This window comes from Amycolatopsis sp. NPDC051372, assembly GCF_040682095.1.
Taxonomy (GTDB): domain Bacteria; phylum Actinomycetota; class Actinomycetes; order Mycobacteriales; family Pseudonocardiaceae; genus Amycolatopsis.
This window is the reverse complement of the sequence record NZ_JBFBAF010000043.1, coordinates 13438-29491: the sequence shown is the minus strand read 5'-3', so window position 1 is coordinate 29491 and position 16054 is coordinate 13438. Positions and strand designations below refer to the sequence as shown.

17 protein-coding genes and 1 pseudogene are annotated in these 16054 nt (G+C 70.4%); 5 read left to right on the top strand and 13 right to left on the bottom strand.

The features are described from left to right. Positions 1 to 20: 20 nt before the first annotated feature. The 13 genes and pseudogenes from AB0M56_RS43780 to AB0M56_RS43720 all read right to left on the bottom strand — a co-directional run bounded on the left by AB0M56_RS43780 (position 21) and on the right by AB0M56_RS43720 (position 11465). Complete coding sequence (locus tag AB0M56_RS43780) at positions 21 to 902, bottom strand: 2-hydroxy-3-oxopropionate reductase (RefSeq protein WP_364187551.1); 882 nt, start codon at positions 900 to 902, stop codon at positions 21 to 23. Positions 903 to 992: 90 nt separating this feature from the next. After that, positions 993 to 2318, bottom strand: coding sequence for a heterodisulfide reductase-related iron-sulfur binding cluster (locus tag AB0M56_RS43775; protein ID WP_364187549.1), 1326 nt, complete (start codon positions 2316 to 2318; stop codon positions 993 to 995). Beyond that, the gene (locus AB0M56_RS43770; RefSeq protein ID WP_364187546.1) at positions 2315 to 3463 is read right to left on the bottom strand and encodes an FAD-binding protein; all 1149 of its coding nucleotides are present in this window, start codon (positions 3461 to 3463) and stop codon (positions 2315 to 2317) included. Before AB0M56_RS43770 ends, AB0M56_RS43775 begins: the two co-directional genes overlap by 4 nt. A gap of 5 nt (positions 3464 to 3468) precedes the next feature. Next, positions 3469 to 4917 carry an FAD-linked oxidase C-terminal domain-containing protein gene (locus tag AB0M56_RS43765; protein WP_364187544.1) on the bottom strand — a complete coding sequence of 483 codons (1449 nt, stop codon included), beginning with the start codon at positions 4915 to 4917 and terminating at the stop codon, positions 3469 to 3471. A gap of 173 nt (positions 4918 to 5090) precedes the next feature. Continuing rightward, on the bottom strand, positions 5091 to 5837 hold the full coding sequence (locus AB0M56_RS43760) for a haloacid dehalogenase type II (RefSeq protein ID WP_364187542.1): 747 nt from the start codon (positions 5835 to 5837) through the stop codon (positions 5091 to 5093). Positions 5838 to 5868: 31 nt separating this feature from the next. Next, on the bottom strand, positions 5869 to 6555 hold the full coding sequence (locus AB0M56_RS43755; RefSeq protein WP_364187539.1) for a winged helix-turn-helix domain-containing protein: 687 nt from the start codon (positions 6553 to 6555) through the stop codon (positions 5869 to 5871). Positions 6556 to 6610: 55 nt separating this feature from the next. Beyond that, entirely contained in the window at positions 6611 to 7279 is a 669-nt protein-coding gene (locus tag AB0M56_RS43750) for a GntR family transcriptional regulator (RefSeq protein WP_364187537.1), read from the bottom strand. 49 nt (positions 7280 to 7328) lie between these two features. After that, positions 7329 to 7691, bottom strand: a complete 363-nt coding sequence (locus tag AB0M56_RS43745; protein WP_364187534.1) for a helix-turn-helix domain-containing protein — start codon at positions 7689 to 7691, stop codon at positions 7329 to 7331. A 35-nt stretch (positions 7692 to 7726) separates the two neighbouring features. Further along, the gene (locus tag AB0M56_RS43740) at positions 7727 to 8215 is read right to left on the bottom strand and encodes a hypothetical protein (RefSeq protein ID WP_364187532.1); all 489 of its coding nucleotides are present in this window, start codon (positions 8213 to 8215) and stop codon (positions 7727 to 7729) included. 78 nt (positions 8216 to 8293) lie between these two features. Then, positions 8294 to 8614 carry an ANTAR domain-containing protein gene (locus tag AB0M56_RS43735; protein ID WP_364187529.1) on the bottom strand — a complete coding sequence of 107 codons (321 nt, stop codon included), beginning with the start codon at positions 8612 to 8614 and terminating at the stop codon, positions 8294 to 8296. A 53-nt stretch (positions 8615 to 8667) separates the two neighbouring features. Continuing rightward, a complete protein-coding gene (locus AB0M56_RS43730; RefSeq protein ID WP_364187526.1) occupies positions 8668 to 9120 on the bottom strand; it encodes an ATP-binding protein in 453 nt (150 codons plus the stop codon). Positions 9121 to 9246: 126 nt separating this feature from the next. Then, positions 9247 to 9869, bottom strand: a pseudogene (locus AB0M56_RS43725) (fasciclin domain-containing protein). Between the two features lie 159 nt (positions 9870 to 10028). Continuing rightward, on the bottom strand, positions 10029 to 11465 hold the full coding sequence (locus AB0M56_RS43720) for a PucR family transcriptional regulator (protein WP_364187524.1): 1437 nt from the start codon (positions 11463 to 11465) through the stop codon (positions 10029 to 10031). A gap of 96 nt (positions 11466 to 11561) precedes the next feature. On the opposite strand from AB0M56_RS43720, the gene pxpA reads away from it, so the two are divergent. From pxpA to AB0M56_RS43695, 5 genes are read left to right on the top strand one after another with little or no spacing between them, the layout of a single operon-like run. After that, positions 11562 to 12284 (top strand): 5-oxoprolinase subunit PxpA, encoded by a 723-nt coding sequence (pxpA, locus tag AB0M56_RS43715; RefSeq protein ID WP_364187521.1) that lies wholly within the window; start codon positions 11562 to 11564, stop codon positions 12282 to 12284. 13 nt (positions 12285 to 12297) lie between these two features. After that, positions 12298 to 12534, top strand: coding sequence for an acetyl-CoA carboxylase (locus AB0M56_RS43710; RefSeq protein ID WP_364187519.1), 237 nt, complete (start codon positions 12298 to 12300; stop codon positions 12532 to 12534). Then, complete coding sequence (locus AB0M56_RS43705; RefSeq protein ID WP_364187516.1) at positions 12534 to 13889, top strand: acetyl-CoA carboxylase biotin carboxylase subunit; 1356 nt, start codon at positions 12534 to 12536, stop codon at positions 13887 to 13889. Before AB0M56_RS43710 ends, AB0M56_RS43705 begins: the two co-directional genes overlap by 1 nt. Then, a complete protein-coding gene (locus tag AB0M56_RS43700; protein WP_364187513.1) occupies positions 13886 to 14791 on the top strand; it encodes a carboxyltransferase domain-containing protein in 906 nt (301 codons plus the stop codon). Before AB0M56_RS43705 ends, AB0M56_RS43700 begins: the two co-directional genes overlap by 4 nt. Next, a complete protein-coding gene (locus AB0M56_RS43695; protein ID WP_364187510.1) occupies positions 14781 to 15761 on the top strand; it encodes a biotin-dependent carboxyltransferase family protein in 981 nt (326 codons plus the stop codon). Before AB0M56_RS43700 ends, AB0M56_RS43695 begins: the two co-directional genes overlap by 11 nt. Positions 15762 to 16054 lie beyond the last annotated feature (293 nt).

The following is a 16054-nucleotide window of genomic DNA, read 5'->3' as shown; positions in this document are numbered from 1 at the left end:
ACTCCTGACAAGTGACTGTCCTACTGGGTCCGGCCCGCGAGCTCTTCGGTGAGCTTGAACAGACCGGAATGGTCGAGCCCGCCGTCGCCGCGAGCGACGAGGGAGACGATCAACTGGGCGACCGCACTGCCGAGCGGGATCGCCACCCCGGCTTCCCGTGCGGCCGCGGTGACGATGCCCATGTCCTTGTGGTGCAAGGAGAGGCGGAAACCGGGTGTGAAATCGCGCTTGAGCATGTTCTCCGACTTGCGGTCGAGGACCGTGCTGCCGGCGAGCCCGCCGCCGAGCACCTCCACGGCGATCACCGGGTCCACATCGGACGCCTCGGCGAGCACGAGCGCTTCGGCGAGGAGCTGCAGGTGGCCGGCGACCATGAGCTGGTTGGCGGCTTTGACGGTCTGGCCGGCACCGTGCGGACCGACGTGCACGATGGTGCGCCCGACGGCTTCCAGCACCGGCTTGGCGGCGGCGAAGTCCTCGGCGGCGCCACCGACCATGATGGACAGCACGCCCTCGACGGCACCGGCTTCCCCGCCGGACACCGGCGCGTCGAGAACGCGCACCTCCACTTTCGCGCCGGCTTCGGCGACCGCGCGGGCGGTGGCCGGCTCGATGGTGCTCATGTCGATGAGCAGCTGACCGGGGTGCGAGTTCTCGAAGATGCCGTTTTCGCCCATCGCGACAGCCGCGACGTCCGGCGAGTCCGGCACCATCGTGATCACGACGTTCGAGCCCTTGACCGCTTCGGCGATGCTCGACGCACCACGGCCACCCGCGGCGACCAGCGCATCGACCCGCTTCGCGCTGCGGTTGTAGCCGACGACGTCGTACCCGGCCTTGACCAGGTTCTCGGCCATCGGCAGGCCCATGATGCCCAGGCCGATGAAACCCACCGTACTCATGTGAAATCTCCTGAAAAACGACGCGGTGAATCAACGCCGGGACAATCGGCGCTGGAAAACGAAGCTATGAAGAACTGTGAAAAACGACGCTCAGGAACGCGTCTGGGGTGGATCGAGTGGATCTGCTTCACGAATGGACGCGTCGAGCAGCTGGATCGGGTGCACCACCGGGACCCCCTGGTCGAGGAACCGGCGGATCTGCAGCAGGCATCCGGCGTTCGCGGTGGCCACCACGTCGGGTTCGACGTCCGCGAGGTGCTTCGCCTTGCGGCGGCCGAGTTCTTCGGCGGTTTCGGGTTCGACCAGGTTGTAGATCCCGGCCGATCCGCAGCACAGCTCCGCTTCGGCGATGTCGTGCACGGACAGTTCCGGGATACTGCGCAGCAGTTCGCGCGGTTGCCGGCGGATTCCTTGGGCGTTGGCGAGGTGGCAGGCGTCGTGGTAAGCGACCTTGGTCTTCATCGGGTGCCGGGTGGCGCGCGCGGGGAGGTCCGCGATCAGTTCGTTGATGTCCCGCACCCGCGAGGCGAAGGTCCGCGCTCGCTCGGCGTACTCGGGAACGTCCGCGAGGAGGTCGCCGTACTCCTTGAGCGTGGACCCGCAGCCGGCCACATTGGCGACGACGACGTCGAGGTCGTAGCGCTCGAACATCTCGATGGTCGCCTTGGCGCGGGTGAGGCCGTCTTCTTCTCGTCCCGCGTGGACGGACAATGCACCGCAGCACTGGTTGTCCTGCGGAACGTAGACGTCGCAGCCTTCGGCGGCGAGCACACGGATGGTGGCGGCGTTGACGTCACCGAAGAAGACGCGGTTCGCGCAGCCTGCGAGCAGTCCCACCCGCAGCCTCGCCTCCCCGGCCGGTTTGAGGGTGCGTTCCGGCGTCTTCGCCAGCAACGCTCGCAGCGTCACCGGCGGCAGCAAGGCTTCCAGCGCCCTGAGGCGGGGCGGCAGCAGCTTCAGGATGCCCAGCCGGTGGACGAGCGCCCGCAAGCCCAGCCGGGTGTAGAGCAGACCGCCGAACGCCGCGAGCCGCAACCGGCGCGGATACGGGAACAGCGAGAAGACGAGCGCGCGGAACACCTTGTCGAACAAGCCGCGCGGCACGTGGCGCTCGACCTGGGGGCGGACCGACTCGATGAGCTTGTCGTACTGCACTCCCGAGGGACACGCGGTGGTGCAGGCCAGGCAGCCCAGGCAGGTGTCCATGTGGTGCCCGAACGTCTCGTCCAGGCCGATCTCGCCCTTGGCGGCCAGGTCCATCAGGTAGATGCGCCCGCGCGGCGATTCCATCTCCTGGCCGGTGACCGCGTAGGTCGGGCACGTGGGGAGGCAGAATCCACAGTGGACGCAGTCGTCGAGGAGCTCCCGTTTCGGCGGGTGGTGCTCGTCGAAGGAGCTGCCGAGTGTCGACGTCATGACGCACGCTCCTCGTCTTCGAGCCAGGGGGAGAACCGGCCGGCACCGAACCGTCCGGCCGGGTCGAACTGCCGCTTGATCGCCCGCATCACGCGCACCGGCGCCGGTGGCGAACCCCATCCGCGGCCGGCGGAGAGGCCGTCGCGGCGCAACACGGTCACGGCCGCGCCGAACTCCTGGTGCAACTGGGCGAGGAGTTCGTCGTGGTCACCGCCGTTGAACTGCACGGTGTGGACGCCGATCGCCAGCGAACTGGCCACGGAGGCTCCCGCGGCCACCATCCTCGTCACCAGAGCCGGGCCGACGGCCGGCATTGTCCCGATTCGCACAACTGTTGTCCCTCGAACACCAGCCGCGCTCGCGGCAACACCCGCCCAGGCCGCGTCCGCCTCCTCGACCGCGAGCACGCGGGCTGTGGTTCCCCCGAGCCGGCACAGCTCACGTTCGCGCTGCTCGACGCCCTCCGGCGTCCCTTCGAGCTTCACCAGCAACTGCCCACCGGACCATTCGATGGCGGACGCTTCCAAGCCCGTCATGACGACCTTGCCGGCCAGGTCGAACGCCTCGCCCGTGTCGGCCTCGACCGCCACCGTGCGCACCGCCAGGGGAAGCGGGTGCAACCGCAGCACGACTTCGGCGACGACCCCGAGCGTCCCCAGGGAACCGTGGAACAGCTTCGCAAGGTCGTAGCCGGCGACATTCTTGATCACGTGCCCGCCGGACCGCGCCACCGTGCCGTCACCCAGGACGACGGTCGTCCCGATGACCAGGTCACGCAGGCTGCCGAACGCCGTGCGCAACGGCCCGGCATCCGCCGTGGCCAGCAGCCCGCCGATCGTGGCACCCCGCCAGGCCCGGGCCGGGTCGAGCGCCACGCGCTGGCCCCCCTCCGCGAGCGTCTCCTGAACTGTCGTGAACGGCGTGCCCGCCCGAACCGCGATCGTCAAGTCCGAAGGCGCGTACTTCAGCACCCCGGTCAACGACGTCGTGTCGATGACCGCGTCGGCCGGCGCGGCAGGCGCGCCCCAGCCCGAGGCGGTCCCCGCGCCGGCCACGAGCAGCCGAGGGTGGCTCGCCCGGGTGTCCGCCACCGCGGCGCGCACTTCCTCCACAGTGGACGGAGTGAACGTGGTCTCCTGAGTCACGCCGCTCACATCCGCTCGATCAAGCCGGCGGCTTCGAGGGGATGCGGCTTGTAGACACCCGGCCGTTCCCCGCACAGCCGCGGCGTCGGCAGCAGCTTGCCCGGGTTGCAGATCCCCGAGGGGTCGTACGCGTGCCGCAGCCGCGCCATCGTGGCCAGGTCGTCCTCACTGAACTGCCGCGGCATCGAACACGCCTTGTCCGTCCCGATCCCGTGCTCCCCGGACAACGACCCGCCCAGGTCCACGCACAGCTCGGCGATGGCCCGCGAGAGCGCCTCCGCCCGCTCGTGCTCACCGGCGGCCTCGCTGTAGAGCACCAGCGGATGCAGATTCCCGTCGCCGGCGTGGAACACGTTCGCCACGCGCAGCCCGGCCCCGGCGGCCAGCTCGGAAATCCGGGTCAACGCCGTCGCCAACTGGGTGCGCGGGACAACCCCGTCCTGCACGAAGTAGTTGGGGCTGATCCGCCCCACCGCGGCGAACGCGGCCTTGCGGCCCTTCCACACCAGCGCCCGCTCCTCGGCGCTCGCCGGAATCCGCAGCTTCGTCGCCCCGAACTCCTCGCACAGCTGCTTCACCTGCGCGAACTGCGCGTCGACCTCCGCCTGCGGCCCGTCGAGCTCCACCACTAGTGCCGCGGCCGCGTCGCGCGAGTAACCGGCGTCGACCGCGGCTTCGACAGCCTCGATGGCCAGCGCGTCCATCATCTCCACCGCCGCGGGCACGATCCCGGCCTCGATCACGGCACTCACCGTGTCGCCCGCCTGCTCGACGGACGGGAAGTCGGCCACGAGCGTCTTCACAGCGGCCGGCTTGGCCAGCAGTTTCACGGTGATGCGCGTGGCGATGCCGAGCGTGCCCTCGGACCCGATGAACGCGCCCAGCAGGTCGTACCCGCCCAGCTGCGGGCTGTCGCCGCCGAGGACCGTGGTCGTGCCGTCGGGCAGCACGACTTCGGCCGAGTGGATGTGGTGGACGGTGAAGCCGTACTTGAGGCAGTGGGCGCCGCCGGAGTTCTCCGCGACGTTGCCCCCGATCGTGCACACCTGCTGCGACGACGGGTCCGGCGCGAAGTACAGCCCGTACGGCGCCGCCGCCCGGCTGATGTCCACATTGGTCACTCCGGGCTCGACGATCGCACGCCGGTTCACCACGTCGATATCGACGACAGACCGCAGGCGCTGCAACGAGATCACGACCCCGTCGGCCACCGGCAGCGCGCCGCCGGACAACCCGCTTCCGGCACCGCGGGCGACGAACGGCACGTCGTGCTTCGCGCAGACCCGCACGGCCGCGGCGACCGCCTCCGCCGTGCGCGGCACCAGAACCAGCGACGGGACGACGCGGAAGCCGGTCAGCCCGTCGCATTCGTAGGACCGCAAGGCGACCGGGTCGGACACCACCGCGTCGGCACCCACGGCTTCGACGAACTCGGCGTGCAAGCCCTGCGGCACCGTCGCCACCTCCACCAGATCGTCCAGACCTTCCCCGGTGCTCGGAGGAGGTCTGGAACATGACTGAGATACAAGTCGTAGCCCGACCAACGCTAACTCTCAGCCTACCGGCCCACAAGCCCTGAAGGCCAGAAATTTCCACCAAGTGTAATTGATATTCCGTATAGTGAAATTCAGAGAACGGCTGCACCGCCCTTCGCCGCAGCGCGCAGCCGGCCCGCAAGGTCGGCGAAGCTCACCGCGTTGAGGTCGCAGTCCGTGGTCTCGGCGGTGTCGGCGGGCCGGTCAGGGCCCTTTTCCGCCGGTCGCTCGACGAAGGCCGTGCGGAACCCGGCGTCGCGAGCGCCGTGGATGTCCCAGGTGTGGGCGGCGACCATGAGGATGGTGCGGGGCTCGACGTCCAGGAGCTTCGCGGCGTTGGTGTACGCGCGGCAGTCCGGCTTGTACGCGCCCACGTTCTCGGCCGACAGGATCGCGTCGAACCCGAGGCCGGCGTCTTTCACCACGTGGACGAGCTGGGCGAACCCGCCGTTGGACAGCGCGACCACCACGAAGTCGCGGCGCAGCTCGGCCAGCCCCTCGACGGCGTCCGGCCACGGCGGCAGCGCGTACCAGGCCCGGACCATGCGCTCGCGCGCCTCGGCGCCGAACTTCCCGCCGACGCCGAACACCTCCAGGCACTCGTCGAGCGCCTCGCGGTGCACGGCGTCGAGGTTCGCCCATTCGCGCTCGCCGCGGTTGATCTGCCCGACCGCGGGCAGGTAGCGCTCGCGCCACGCGTCGACGAGGGCGGGGCAGTCGAACTCGGCCTCGTGGTGTTCGGCGATCGCGGCCACGCCGTCGATCACGCCGGTGCGCCAGTCCACAGTGGTCCCGAAAACGTCGACGGCGACCACCGTCACATCGCTGACATCGAACATCTCGCTCCGTTCTGGCGTTGAACAGCAACACTTACGCCGGGTCGAAACCCAGCCAATCGCGCAGCTCGCGCCGCCCGGCCTCGGTGAGGTCGACGGCGCGGCTCGCCTCGAGCAGGTCGATCCAGCCCAGTTCGAGCAGCCGGCCCTTCACTGCGGCGCCGAGGCTGCCCGCGAGGTGGTTGCGGCGTTCGCTCCAGTCCATGCACGGCCGGGCCAACGGCCGGGCGTGACCGCGCAACCCGTCCACATCGATCCCGTGCGCCGCCAGTTCGGCGCGTCCTTTGGCTGAAACGCCGTAGGAATCGTGGTCCTCGACCAGAAACCCCTTCGCCAGGAAGGCGTCGTTGATGGCCACGCCGACGCTGCCCGCGAGGTGGTCGTAACAAACCCTGGCCTCGCGCAGCTTTCGCCCGCGCGTCGCCTGCCGCAACGACTTCGCCGGCCCCGGCGGCGCGAGCAGCAGCAGGCCCTCGATCGCGTCGGCGACGGGGCTCGCGAGCCGGTAGAGCCGTTGGCGGCCGGACACCTCGACGACGACCAGGCCGCCGTCCTTCAGCTTGCGCAGGTGGGTGCTCGCCAGCGACGCCGAGATGCCGACCTCTGCCATCAACGCCGAAACCGGCTGCGGCCGTCCGTCGAGCAGCAGCAACAGCATCGCGGCACGGTTTCGGTCGGAGAGAAGGAATCCGATCCGGGCGAGATCCGCGTCACCTGCCATGCGGCCACGATAACTCCGGAACAGTTGAGCCCCGGTTGAACAATGGCCGGGCTTTCTACAGCCCCGCGTCCTCGGTGACACCCAGGGCCCTGCGGGTGCTGGACAAATGCACCCGGACCGCCTCGCACGCCCGTTCGCCGTCCCCGACGTGAACGGCTTCCGCGATTTCCCGGTGTTCCTCGAGGATCACGTCGAGGCGGTCGCGCGCACCGTCGCGGCCGTTCACGGTGGACTCGCCGACCATCCGCATCTGCCGATCACGCAGCGAGCCGTGCACCGAGACTAGGATCGGGTTCGCGGCCGCGTCGACCAGCACGGTGTGGAACGCGCGATCGGCCTCGAGGAACTCCCCGAGGCCGGCCGCCGCCTGCTGCTTGGCCCGCTGCTCTTCCATGCCCGCGAAGACGGCTTCGCGCACCTCCGGCCTCGAGGCCGCGACCTTGCCGGCCGCGAACTGCTCCAGCACGAGCCGCGCCTCCAGCACCGCGCGGACCTCGTCGGGCGAGACCGGCACGACCAGCGCGCCACGCTGCGGGTACAGCCGCAGCAGCCCCTCACCTTCCAGCCGCAGGAACGCCTCGCGCACCGGCGTCCGGGACATGCCCAGCGCCTCGGCGACCTCGCCCTCACTGATCAGCTCGCCGCCCGGAAACCCGCCGGACAGCACCTGCTCCTTGACGTAGGCGAGCGCACGATCCTTCGCGCCGACGCGCTCGCTCGCCATCGATCCCCCGTGAGGTCGGAAGAAATTCCAGTCGTATCTTAGCGGCCGGTCAGCCCGGGGTGAGCGCGGCGCGGAAGGTGGTCCGGTAGCTGCCCGCGGTGGTGCCGACCTGGCGTTCGAAGTGACGGCGCAGCGTTTCCGCGGAGCCGAAACCCACCATCGCGGCGATTTCGGAGATTCGGTGCTCGGTGGTTTCGAGCAGCACCTTCGCGCTCGCGACGCGTTCGCGGTTGATCCAGTCGAACACGGCCATCCCGGTGGCGTGGCGGAATTTTCGCCCGAGGCTGCGCTCTCTCAGGTGCAGGTGGCCGGCGAGCCCGCCGAGGGTGAGCGGCTCGTGGAGGTGCTCCCGCAGCCACGCCAGGAACGAACCGAGCGCCGGCTCGCCCGCGATCCGGATGGAGTCCTTCACGAACCGCGCCTGCGCGCCCGGCCGCCGCGGCGCCGTCACCAGCAGCCGGGCTCGAGGCGGACGTCGGGAAACTCGCGGCGGAACTCCTCGGTGAACAGCCGGTGCGTGGTCGCGCGGCGTCCGTCCAGCAGCCCGGCGCGAGCCAGGAACGCGCCGCCGCAGAACGACACCATCCGCGCGCCGTTCCCGGCCGCGCCTCGCAGGGCCGCCAGCAGCGGCAGCAGGCGCTCGGCCGGCGGATCCTCGACGCAGGGGACCAGCACGGCGGTCAGCAGCGTGTCCAGCGACGCGAGCTCACCGAAGTCCACGCCCGAGGACAGCACCTGCCGGGGCTGCTCGCCGCACAGCACCACTTCGTAGGCGCTCTCGGCGTCGCGCGTCAGCTCGACGATCGCGGACATCCGCGGCCCGAAGACCTGGTGCCCCACCGTGACCTCCAGCGCCACGGAATCGGGCACGACCAGCACCGCGATCACGTGCTTGGCGCGGCCACGCGAGGTGACGGGCGTCTTGGCGGGGTGCACGAGTTCACGGCAGCGAGCATGACTTGAAAATTCAAGTCATTGCCGTCACAGTTCGCCGGCGTCGTTCCGCACGACGAATCAGGTCTCGGTGCCGAAGGCGCTGCCCAGGACGCCTGCCCGCAGTTCGGCGAGCACGACGTCGGCGACCTCGGCGATCTCGGCCGGCAACTCGGGCTTCGCGCCCGTGCCGCTCGCGACGACGACCGTGGCGACGTCGTGCAGTTTCACGTTCGTGTGCTGCGAGACCTCACGCAGGGCCTCGAAGGCCTCGTCCTCGGTCCAGCTCCGCACCAGCATGAGCATGCCCTTGGCCTGCTCGATCACCGGGCGCGTCGCGAGCGCCGCCTCCAGCTGCTCCACCTTGGCAGCCTGCCCCACCGGCTCCAGATCAGAACTCACGGCAAAATTCCACCACAAGATGGTGGGATCACACCACTTCCGGCCGCCGCCGGTCACCCTCCCGAACCGGTGCCGTTGCCCGGCCCCAGCCCGAGCTCGGCCCACACGGTCTTCCCGGTCGTCGTGACCTGCTGACCCCAGGCAACACACAGCGCGGCGATGAGGTGCAGTCCGCGGCCACCCTCGTTGTCCGGCGGCCGCGGCGCCGCGCGGACCGGGGTGCTGTCGTCGACCTCGATGCGGACCAGGCCGGGCAACCGCAGCAGGCGCACGCACTGCGGCGGCCCGCCGTGGGAGAGCGCGTTGGTGGCCAGCTCGTCGACCACCTGCACGACGTCGATCAACACGTCGGCATCGACGTCGGGCAGGTGCTCGCGCGTCCAGCACCGCACCTTGTGCAGCTCACCGCCGGCGCCGGTCAGCGGCAGCGCCGTCATCGCCGCGTCCGGCTCGAGCGCACGGGACAGTCCACCAGCGGTCAGCGCTCCTTCTCCGAACTTCGACATGATCCAGCGTCCTCATACCCCGATCCTGCGGAGTTCAAGCATCATCAGGCCGGCGCGCCCGTTCTGCCCCGGTTGAAGGGCGCACAGCAAAAACCACCGGACCCGCTCGGCGAGCCCGGTGGATCATCAGCTCTTGTTCGTCCCCGGCGTGAGCACCTTGTCGATCACGAAGACCGTGGCGTTCTTGGTGGGGACGTTGCCGCACAGGATCTTTGCGCCGTTGACGGTCATGGTGTCGCCGGTGCCCTCGACCGTCACCGGGCCGCCGGCGGTGTTCAGCGACATCACCGAGCCGGCGGACGCGAGGCCCTTGGCGTCGTACCGCTTGCCGATCACGTGGTACTGCAGGATCGGGGCGAGCTCACTCGGGTTGCCGGCCAGCTCCTGGAACTGGCGTCGCCCAGGGCGTTGAACGCCGGATCGGCCGGGGCGAACACGGTGATGCCCTGGTGGCTGTTGAGCGTGTCGACGAGGTTGGTCGCCTTCACGGCGGCGACCAGCTTGGTCAGCAACGGATTCGACGACGCGGCCGGCGCGACCGGCTGCGGGCCCATGGAGTCGAGCGAGCCGGGCGCGTTCCCTTGCGGCAGCCGGGAACACGCCGGGCCGAACCCGTTGGCATTGGAGGTCACGCCGCCGGAAGCGGCGGTGTCCGCGCTGGACATCGCAGACGTCGGCGCGGGAGCGCTGCTGCTCGGCGCCGAACCGCTGTCGCTGCCGGTGCCGCAAGGGTCGGGCGATGAGTCGATTCGGCAATTCTTCCGTAAGGAGTTGTTGTCGAATCCGGGACCAAATCCGCGCGGCCGTCAGTTCCGAATATCTACCGGACCGCGGAATTCGACACCCGCAGCGACCTGCCCAGCGGGGGCCGGGCGAACTGTGCACTCAGCACAAACGGGACCCGCGGGTCACGCGAGCCGCACCGCCATGAGCAGCGTGGCGCGGACACGGCCGTCCTGCAGGTCGAGCGCGAGAAGTTCCCGGATCCGCCTGAGGCGGTAGGCGAGCGTGTTGCGGTGGATGAACAGCTCCGCGCAGATCGCGGGCGTCGCGCCGCTGTGGCGCAGGTAGGCCTCGAGGGTGGTCAGCAGCGTGCGGTCGTCGGAGCGCGACAGGGGTGCGACCAGGCGCTGGGCCAGGCTGATCGCGCCGGGGTGGCGCAGGGTGTCGACGACCGCGTCGAAGTCGAGGCTCGGCGCCGCGTGCACGCCCGGCTCCCCGAGCGCGCGGCGGCACATCCGCAGGACGAGGCCCAGTTCGGCGGCGTTCTCGGCCGTGGCGACCACCGCCGACACCGACCGCGCGGGCCCGACCGCGGCCCGCGCCGCCGTCACGAGGTGGTCGGGATCGAGCGCCTCGCTCTGCAGCAGGATCGTCGACAGGTCCGGCTCCTCCACGAACCGCATCGCCGAGAACTCGCCCGCGAGGATCACGCGGGCCCGCCACGACACCGACCGCAGGTAGGTCGTCGACATCCCCGCCTCGGCCTGCAGCACGACCACGCCCGTGCGCTGGTAGGGCTCCAGCTCGGCGTCGCGGGCCAGAGCGATCAGGTCGGCTGTGGGCACGGCGTCATTGCCGTACACGGCTTCGGTCAGCCGCCCGGCGTTGCGCGAGTGCGCGACCCCGGCCGAGCCGAGCGTGGTGCTCAGCTGCATGGACACGACCGCGGCGACGGGCGCGAGCAGTGTCCGGATCGCGGGCTGCGCCACGGTCTCCTCCACGACCAGCCGGAACCGGTCGCGGTTGTTGCCCGGCAGCGTGAACTCGGTGCGGGCCGCGAACCCGCCCTCGTCGCCGGCCGAGAGCAGCGTCGCGCCGGTCGAGTCCTGAATGGACACCCGCGCGCCCGCGGCCTCGCTGATCCGGTGCAGCACGTCCTGCATCGTGCCCTGGTCGGCGGCGATGCGCGTGCAGTCGTGGGCCAGCTCGGAGCCGCGCCGCAGGGCTTCGTAACGTTCGGCCGAAAGCCGGTCCTGCACGTCGCGCTGCACCAGCACGAACGGCACCTCGTCCGGCATCACCAGCAGCGGCACCCCGCGGTTGCGGCACGCCACCACCAGGCCTTCGGGCAGCGTCGCGTGCGCCGGCCCGAGGCCGAAGGCGAGCGCGGCGATGGGGACGTTCGCGAGGCGTTCGACGTAGGCGTCCCAGATCCGGACGTCGGTGACGTTGAGGGCCATCCCGGACGTCAGCATCACCGCGCCGGGCGTGAGGAACGGCGACGGGTCGATCGATTCGGTCGGCGCGCACCACGTGATCGGCCGCTCCAGCGCACCGGGCGGCCCCGCGACGCGGATTTCGATGCGACGCTGGGGATCTTCGAGCAGGTCGGAGACGCGCACTCGCCCAGGCTAGAGCACTCCGCACAACCACGGCCGATCGATTAGGTCACTTTGACCAATGTGCCGGGCACCACACGGTGCCTAGGGTTGCCAACCATGACCGCGACCCTGAATTCCGACATGGGCGAAGGACTCGGCCTGCACAGCTTCGGTAACGACGAAGCCCTGCTCGATCTCGTCGACGTGATCAACCTGGCCTGTGGCTTCCACGCGGGCGACCCGGATGTCATGGACGCGACCGTCGCCGCGGCCGTCGCGCACGACGTGCGGATCGGCGCGCACCCGGGGCTGCCGGACCTCACCGGCTTCGGGCGGCGGCGCATGGTCCTGACCGCCGAAGAGGTCGAGTCGATCATGCTCTACCAGGTGGGTGCCCTCACCGCGTTCCTCACCAAGCACGGCGCCGCGCTCAATCACGTCAAGCCTCACGGCGCGCTCTACGGAATGCTCGCCGGCGACCCGGAGCTGATGGCGGGCGCAGCGCGCGTGGCGAAGCTGTACGGCGTGCCGTTTTTCGGCATTCCCGGCAGCGCCCACGAAACGGTGTGCGCCGAGCTCGGCGTGGAGTTCGTCGCCGAGCTGTACGTCGACCTCGACTACGACGGCGACGGGAACCTGATCATCCTGCGCCGCCCCGCCCGCACCGATCCCGCGGCGGCGGCCGAACGCGTCTCGCGTGCGGCCGAGGGCAAACCGGTGCTCGCCGTCGACGGCACCGAGCTCGACCTGCGCTTCGACAGCGTCTGCGTGCACTCCGATGCCCCCAACTCCCCCGACGTGGCCGCGGCCGTCCGCGCCGTGCTCGACCGTCAATGCTGAGGAAGGCAGGTCCGTGTCCGACATCCTCTCCCCGCTCCCGGGCATCTTCTACACCCGGCCCGGGCCCGACAAGGAGCCGTTCGTGCAGCCCGGCGACCGCATCGAGGCCGGCGCCGCGGTCGGCATCGTCGAGGTGATGAAGCAGTTCACCGAGATCCGCTCGGAAATCGCGGGCACGGTCGTGTCGATCAACGTCGCCGACGGAGGCACCGTCACCCCGGGCGAAGTCCTCGTCGTGGTGGAGGACTAGTGCGCAAGCTGCTCATCGCCAACCGCGGCGAGATCGCCGTACGGATCCTGCGCACGGCCCACGCCCTGGACCTGGCGACCGTCGTGGTGTGCAGCGAGGCCGACCGTGATTCGCTCGCGGCCCGGACGGCGGGCGAGGCCGTGGTCATCGGCCCGCCGCCGGCGCGGGACAGTTACCTCAACGGCGCCGCCGTGGTGCAGGCCGCGCTGGACACCGGGGCCGACGCCGTGCACCCAGGGTTCGGTTTCCTGTCGGAGAACGCGGGGTTCGCGCAGCTCGTGCTCGATGCCGGGCTGACGTGGGTGGGCCCGGCTCCGTCCGCGATCCGGCTGATGGGCGACAAGGTGGCCGCGCGGGAGGCGGCGCGGCGGGCCGGGGTGCCGGTGCTGGCCGGGTCGGACGGGCCGCTCGACGTTGCGGCGGATCCGCTGGCGGTCGCGCGTGAGGTCGGGTTTCCGTTGGTGCTGAAGGCTTCCGCAGGTGGCGGCGGGCGGGGCATCCGGCTCGTGACCGATCCCGCGGACTTCCTCGGCGCGCTCGACCTCACCCGGTCGGAGGCGCGGGCGAGCTTCGGCGACGACACGATGTACGTGGAGCGCTTCGTCGAGCGCGCCCGGCACGTCGAGGTGCAGGTGCTCGGCGACGGCGAGCGCGTGATCCACCTCGGCGACCGGGATTGTTCGATGCAGCGGCGTTCGCAGAAGGTGCTCGAAGAAGCGCCGGCGCCGGACCTGCCGGACGCGGTCCGTGAGCGGATCCGCGACTCGTCGGTGGATCTGGCGAAGGCCTGTTCCTACAGCGGTGCGGGGACGGTGGAGTTCCTCTACGACCCGGTTCGCCAGGAGGCCGCGTTCATCGAGATGAACACGCGGCTGCAGGTGGAGCACCCCGTGACGGAGCTGGTCACCGGCATCGACCTGGTCGAGCAGCAGCTGCGGATCGCGCGGGGCGAGGGGCTCGGGCTCGCGCAGCCGGACGTGACGTTCACCGGGCACGCGTTCGAGTCGCGGATCAACGCGGAGGACCCGGACCGCGGTTTCCTGCCCAGTCCGGGCACGATCTCGGCGCTGACGTGGCCTTCGGGTCCCGGCGTGCGCGTGGACAGCGGGGTTGCCGCGGGTGACGCGGTGGCGCCGTACTACGACTCGATGATCGCGAAGCTGATCGTGCACGGTCCTGATCGGACGGCCGCGATCGCGCGGATGACGGAAGCGTTGCGGGGCGTGGAGATCACCGGTATCGCGACGACGGTCGGGCTGCAGCTGGACCTGTTCGCCCGGCCCGAGCTCGCCGCGGTGGAGCATCACACGAAGTTCATCGAGACGACTCCCGGACTGCTGAAGGAGACGGCGTGAGCGCACCGCAGACCCTGCCCGCCACGGCCCGCTACACCTGGGGCGGCGACGAGTTCCTGTTCGTGGAGATCGCCGAGGAGATGAGCCTGCCCGGCAACCTGCGGGCCATGGGCATCGCCCGGGGCCTGGCCGAGGCGGCACTCGACGGGATCGTCGACATCTGCCCGGCCAACGCGTCGCTGCTCATCCGCTTCGACCCGGACGTGCTGGAGCCGGCTTCGCTGGAGAGCACGGTGCGCGAACTGGAGGCGCGGACGCGTTCGGAAACGAACACGGTGTTGTCGACGCGGATCGTGGAAGTGCCGGTGTGGTACGACGATCCGTACACGCGTGAGGTCGTGGGGCGGTTCCGCGAGGGTTATCACCAGGATCCGGCCGGCACCGATCTCGATTACGCGGCGCGGGTGAATGGGTTGTCCGACGCCGCGGAGTTCATCCGCCGTCATCACACGCAGCCGTGGATCGTGTCGATGGTCGGCTTCGTCGCGGGGTTGCCGTTCTTGTTCCAGTTGGTGGAACGCGAACATCAGCTGGAAGTGCCGAAGTACCTGAGCCCGCGCACGGACACCCCGAAGCTGACGGTGGGTCACGGTGGGTGCTTCGCCTGCATCTACTCCGTGCGCGGCGCGGGCGGCTACCAGATGTTCGGCATCGCCGCGGCACCGATCTTCGATCCCGCACAGAAACTGGCGGATTTCGCACAATCCATGGTGTTTTTCCGACCCGGCGACATCGTGAAGTTCACCCCGGTGTCCGAAGAGGAATACCGCCGGATCGAGGCCGACGTCGAGGCCGGCACGTTCCGCTACCGCACCGTCCCGGTCGAGTTCGACACCGAGCGGGCCGTCGCCGACCCCGAGGCCTACAACGCCACCCTGCTGGAGGTGCTCCGTGGCGAGTGAGCGCGCGATCGAGATCAGCCAGCCCGGGCTGGCCACGACTGTCCAGGACCGCGGGCGGATCGGGTACTACGACCTCGGAATCCCCCAGGGCGGGGCCTTGGACCAGTACTCGGCCGAGCTGGCCAACGCGTTGGTGGGCAACGTCGACGGCGAGGCCCTGCTCGAATGCACGTACCTCGGGCCGGTGCTGCGGGCCTTGGCCCCGCTCGACGTCGCGGTCACCGGCGCTCCGGTCCCGGTGAAGGTGAACGGCGCCGAACGTCCACAGTGGACCCGCCTTTCGCTGGCGGAAGGCGACGAACTGTCCTTCGGCTACATCGGCGGTGGCTCGCGCTACTACCTGGCCTTCTCCGGCGGTATCGACGTCCCCTCCGTGCTGGGCAGCCGCTCGACTTACTTGCTCGGCGCCCTCGGCGGCTTCCACGGCCGCAAGCTGGCAGCAGGCGACGTGGTGCCGATCGGCGCCCCGGGTGCGTTGCCTCCCGGTTCCGTGATCGATCCCGAACACCGCCCGGTGTTTTCCGCACACCAGGACGTCCGTGTGCTGCTGGGCCTCTACGACCACCGTCTCACCGACCGCGGCCTCGCGAACCTGGTCGAGGAGGAATGGACCCTCACCCCGGTCGCCGACCGCGCCGGCCTGCGCTACGACGGCCCCGGCGTCGAATGGCGCGACCGCGTCCAGCCCTTCGGTGCCGGCTCCGACCCCTCCAACATCGTGGACGCCGGCTACGCCGTCGGCTCCATCCAGATCCCCGGCGGCACCCAGCCCATCGTCCTGCACCGCGACGCCGTCTCCGGCGGCGGCTACGCCATGGTCGCCACCGTCATCAGCGCCGACATGGACCTCGTCGCCCGCGCCGCGCCGGGCACCAAAACCCACTTCCGTCCGGTCGACCTCTCCGCCGCCCTGGTGGCGCGCAAGGACCGCACTCAACGCTTGGCAGCCGCGCTGGCTTCTCTCACCTGACCCCGCCCGGCCGCTCCGGCCACGACCGCCGCGCCCCAAACCGCGCCGGCCCGATGCTCCGGCCCGGCCGCAGCCCTGCGGCCACACCCACCCCCGCCGCTCACGGTCGTCGCTGGCCGGACGCGCGAGCGACCCCACCACTCACGAGCCCGCAACACCCCATCGTTCCACTTCGCCGCTCCACAGCCCTCCTTCAGCCGAAGCGTTCACCTCGGCAACGGACGCGGCCACGCCGCCGCGGTCGCAAACGCAGCCCACTCGCGGATGACCAAGCAGGCTCCCACCAGACCACC

Excerpts from the sequence above, each read along its gene's own strand:
- AB0M56_RS43780 (WP_364187551.1), bottom strand. The coding sequence starts at position 902 with ATGAGTACGGTGGGTTTCATCGGCCTGGGCATCATGGGCCTGCCGATG.
- AB0M56_RS43775 (WP_364187549.1), bottom strand. The coding sequence starts at position 2,318 with ATGACGTCGACACTCGGCAGCTCCTTCGACGAGCACCACCCGCCGAAA.
- AB0M56_RS43760 (WP_364187542.1), bottom strand. The coding sequence starts at position 5,837 with ATGTTCGATGTCAGCGATGTGACGGTGGTCGCCGTCGACGTTTTCGGG.
- AB0M56_RS43755 (WP_364187539.1), bottom strand. The coding sequence starts at position 6,555 with ATGGCAGGTGACGCGGATCTCGCCCGGATCGGATTCCTTCTCTCCGAC.
- AB0M56_RS43750 (WP_364187537.1), bottom strand. The coding sequence starts at position 7,279 with ATGGCGAGCGAGCGCGTCGGCGCGAAGGATCGTGCGCTCGCCTACGTC.
- AB0M56_RS43730 (WP_364187526.1), bottom strand. The coding sequence starts at position 9,120 with ATGTCGAAGTTCGGAGAAGGAGCGCTGACCGCTGGTGGACTGTCCCGT.
- pxpA (WP_364187521.1), top strand. The coding sequence starts at position 11,562 with ATGACCGCGACCCTGAATTCCGACATGGGCGAAGGACTCGGCCTGCAC.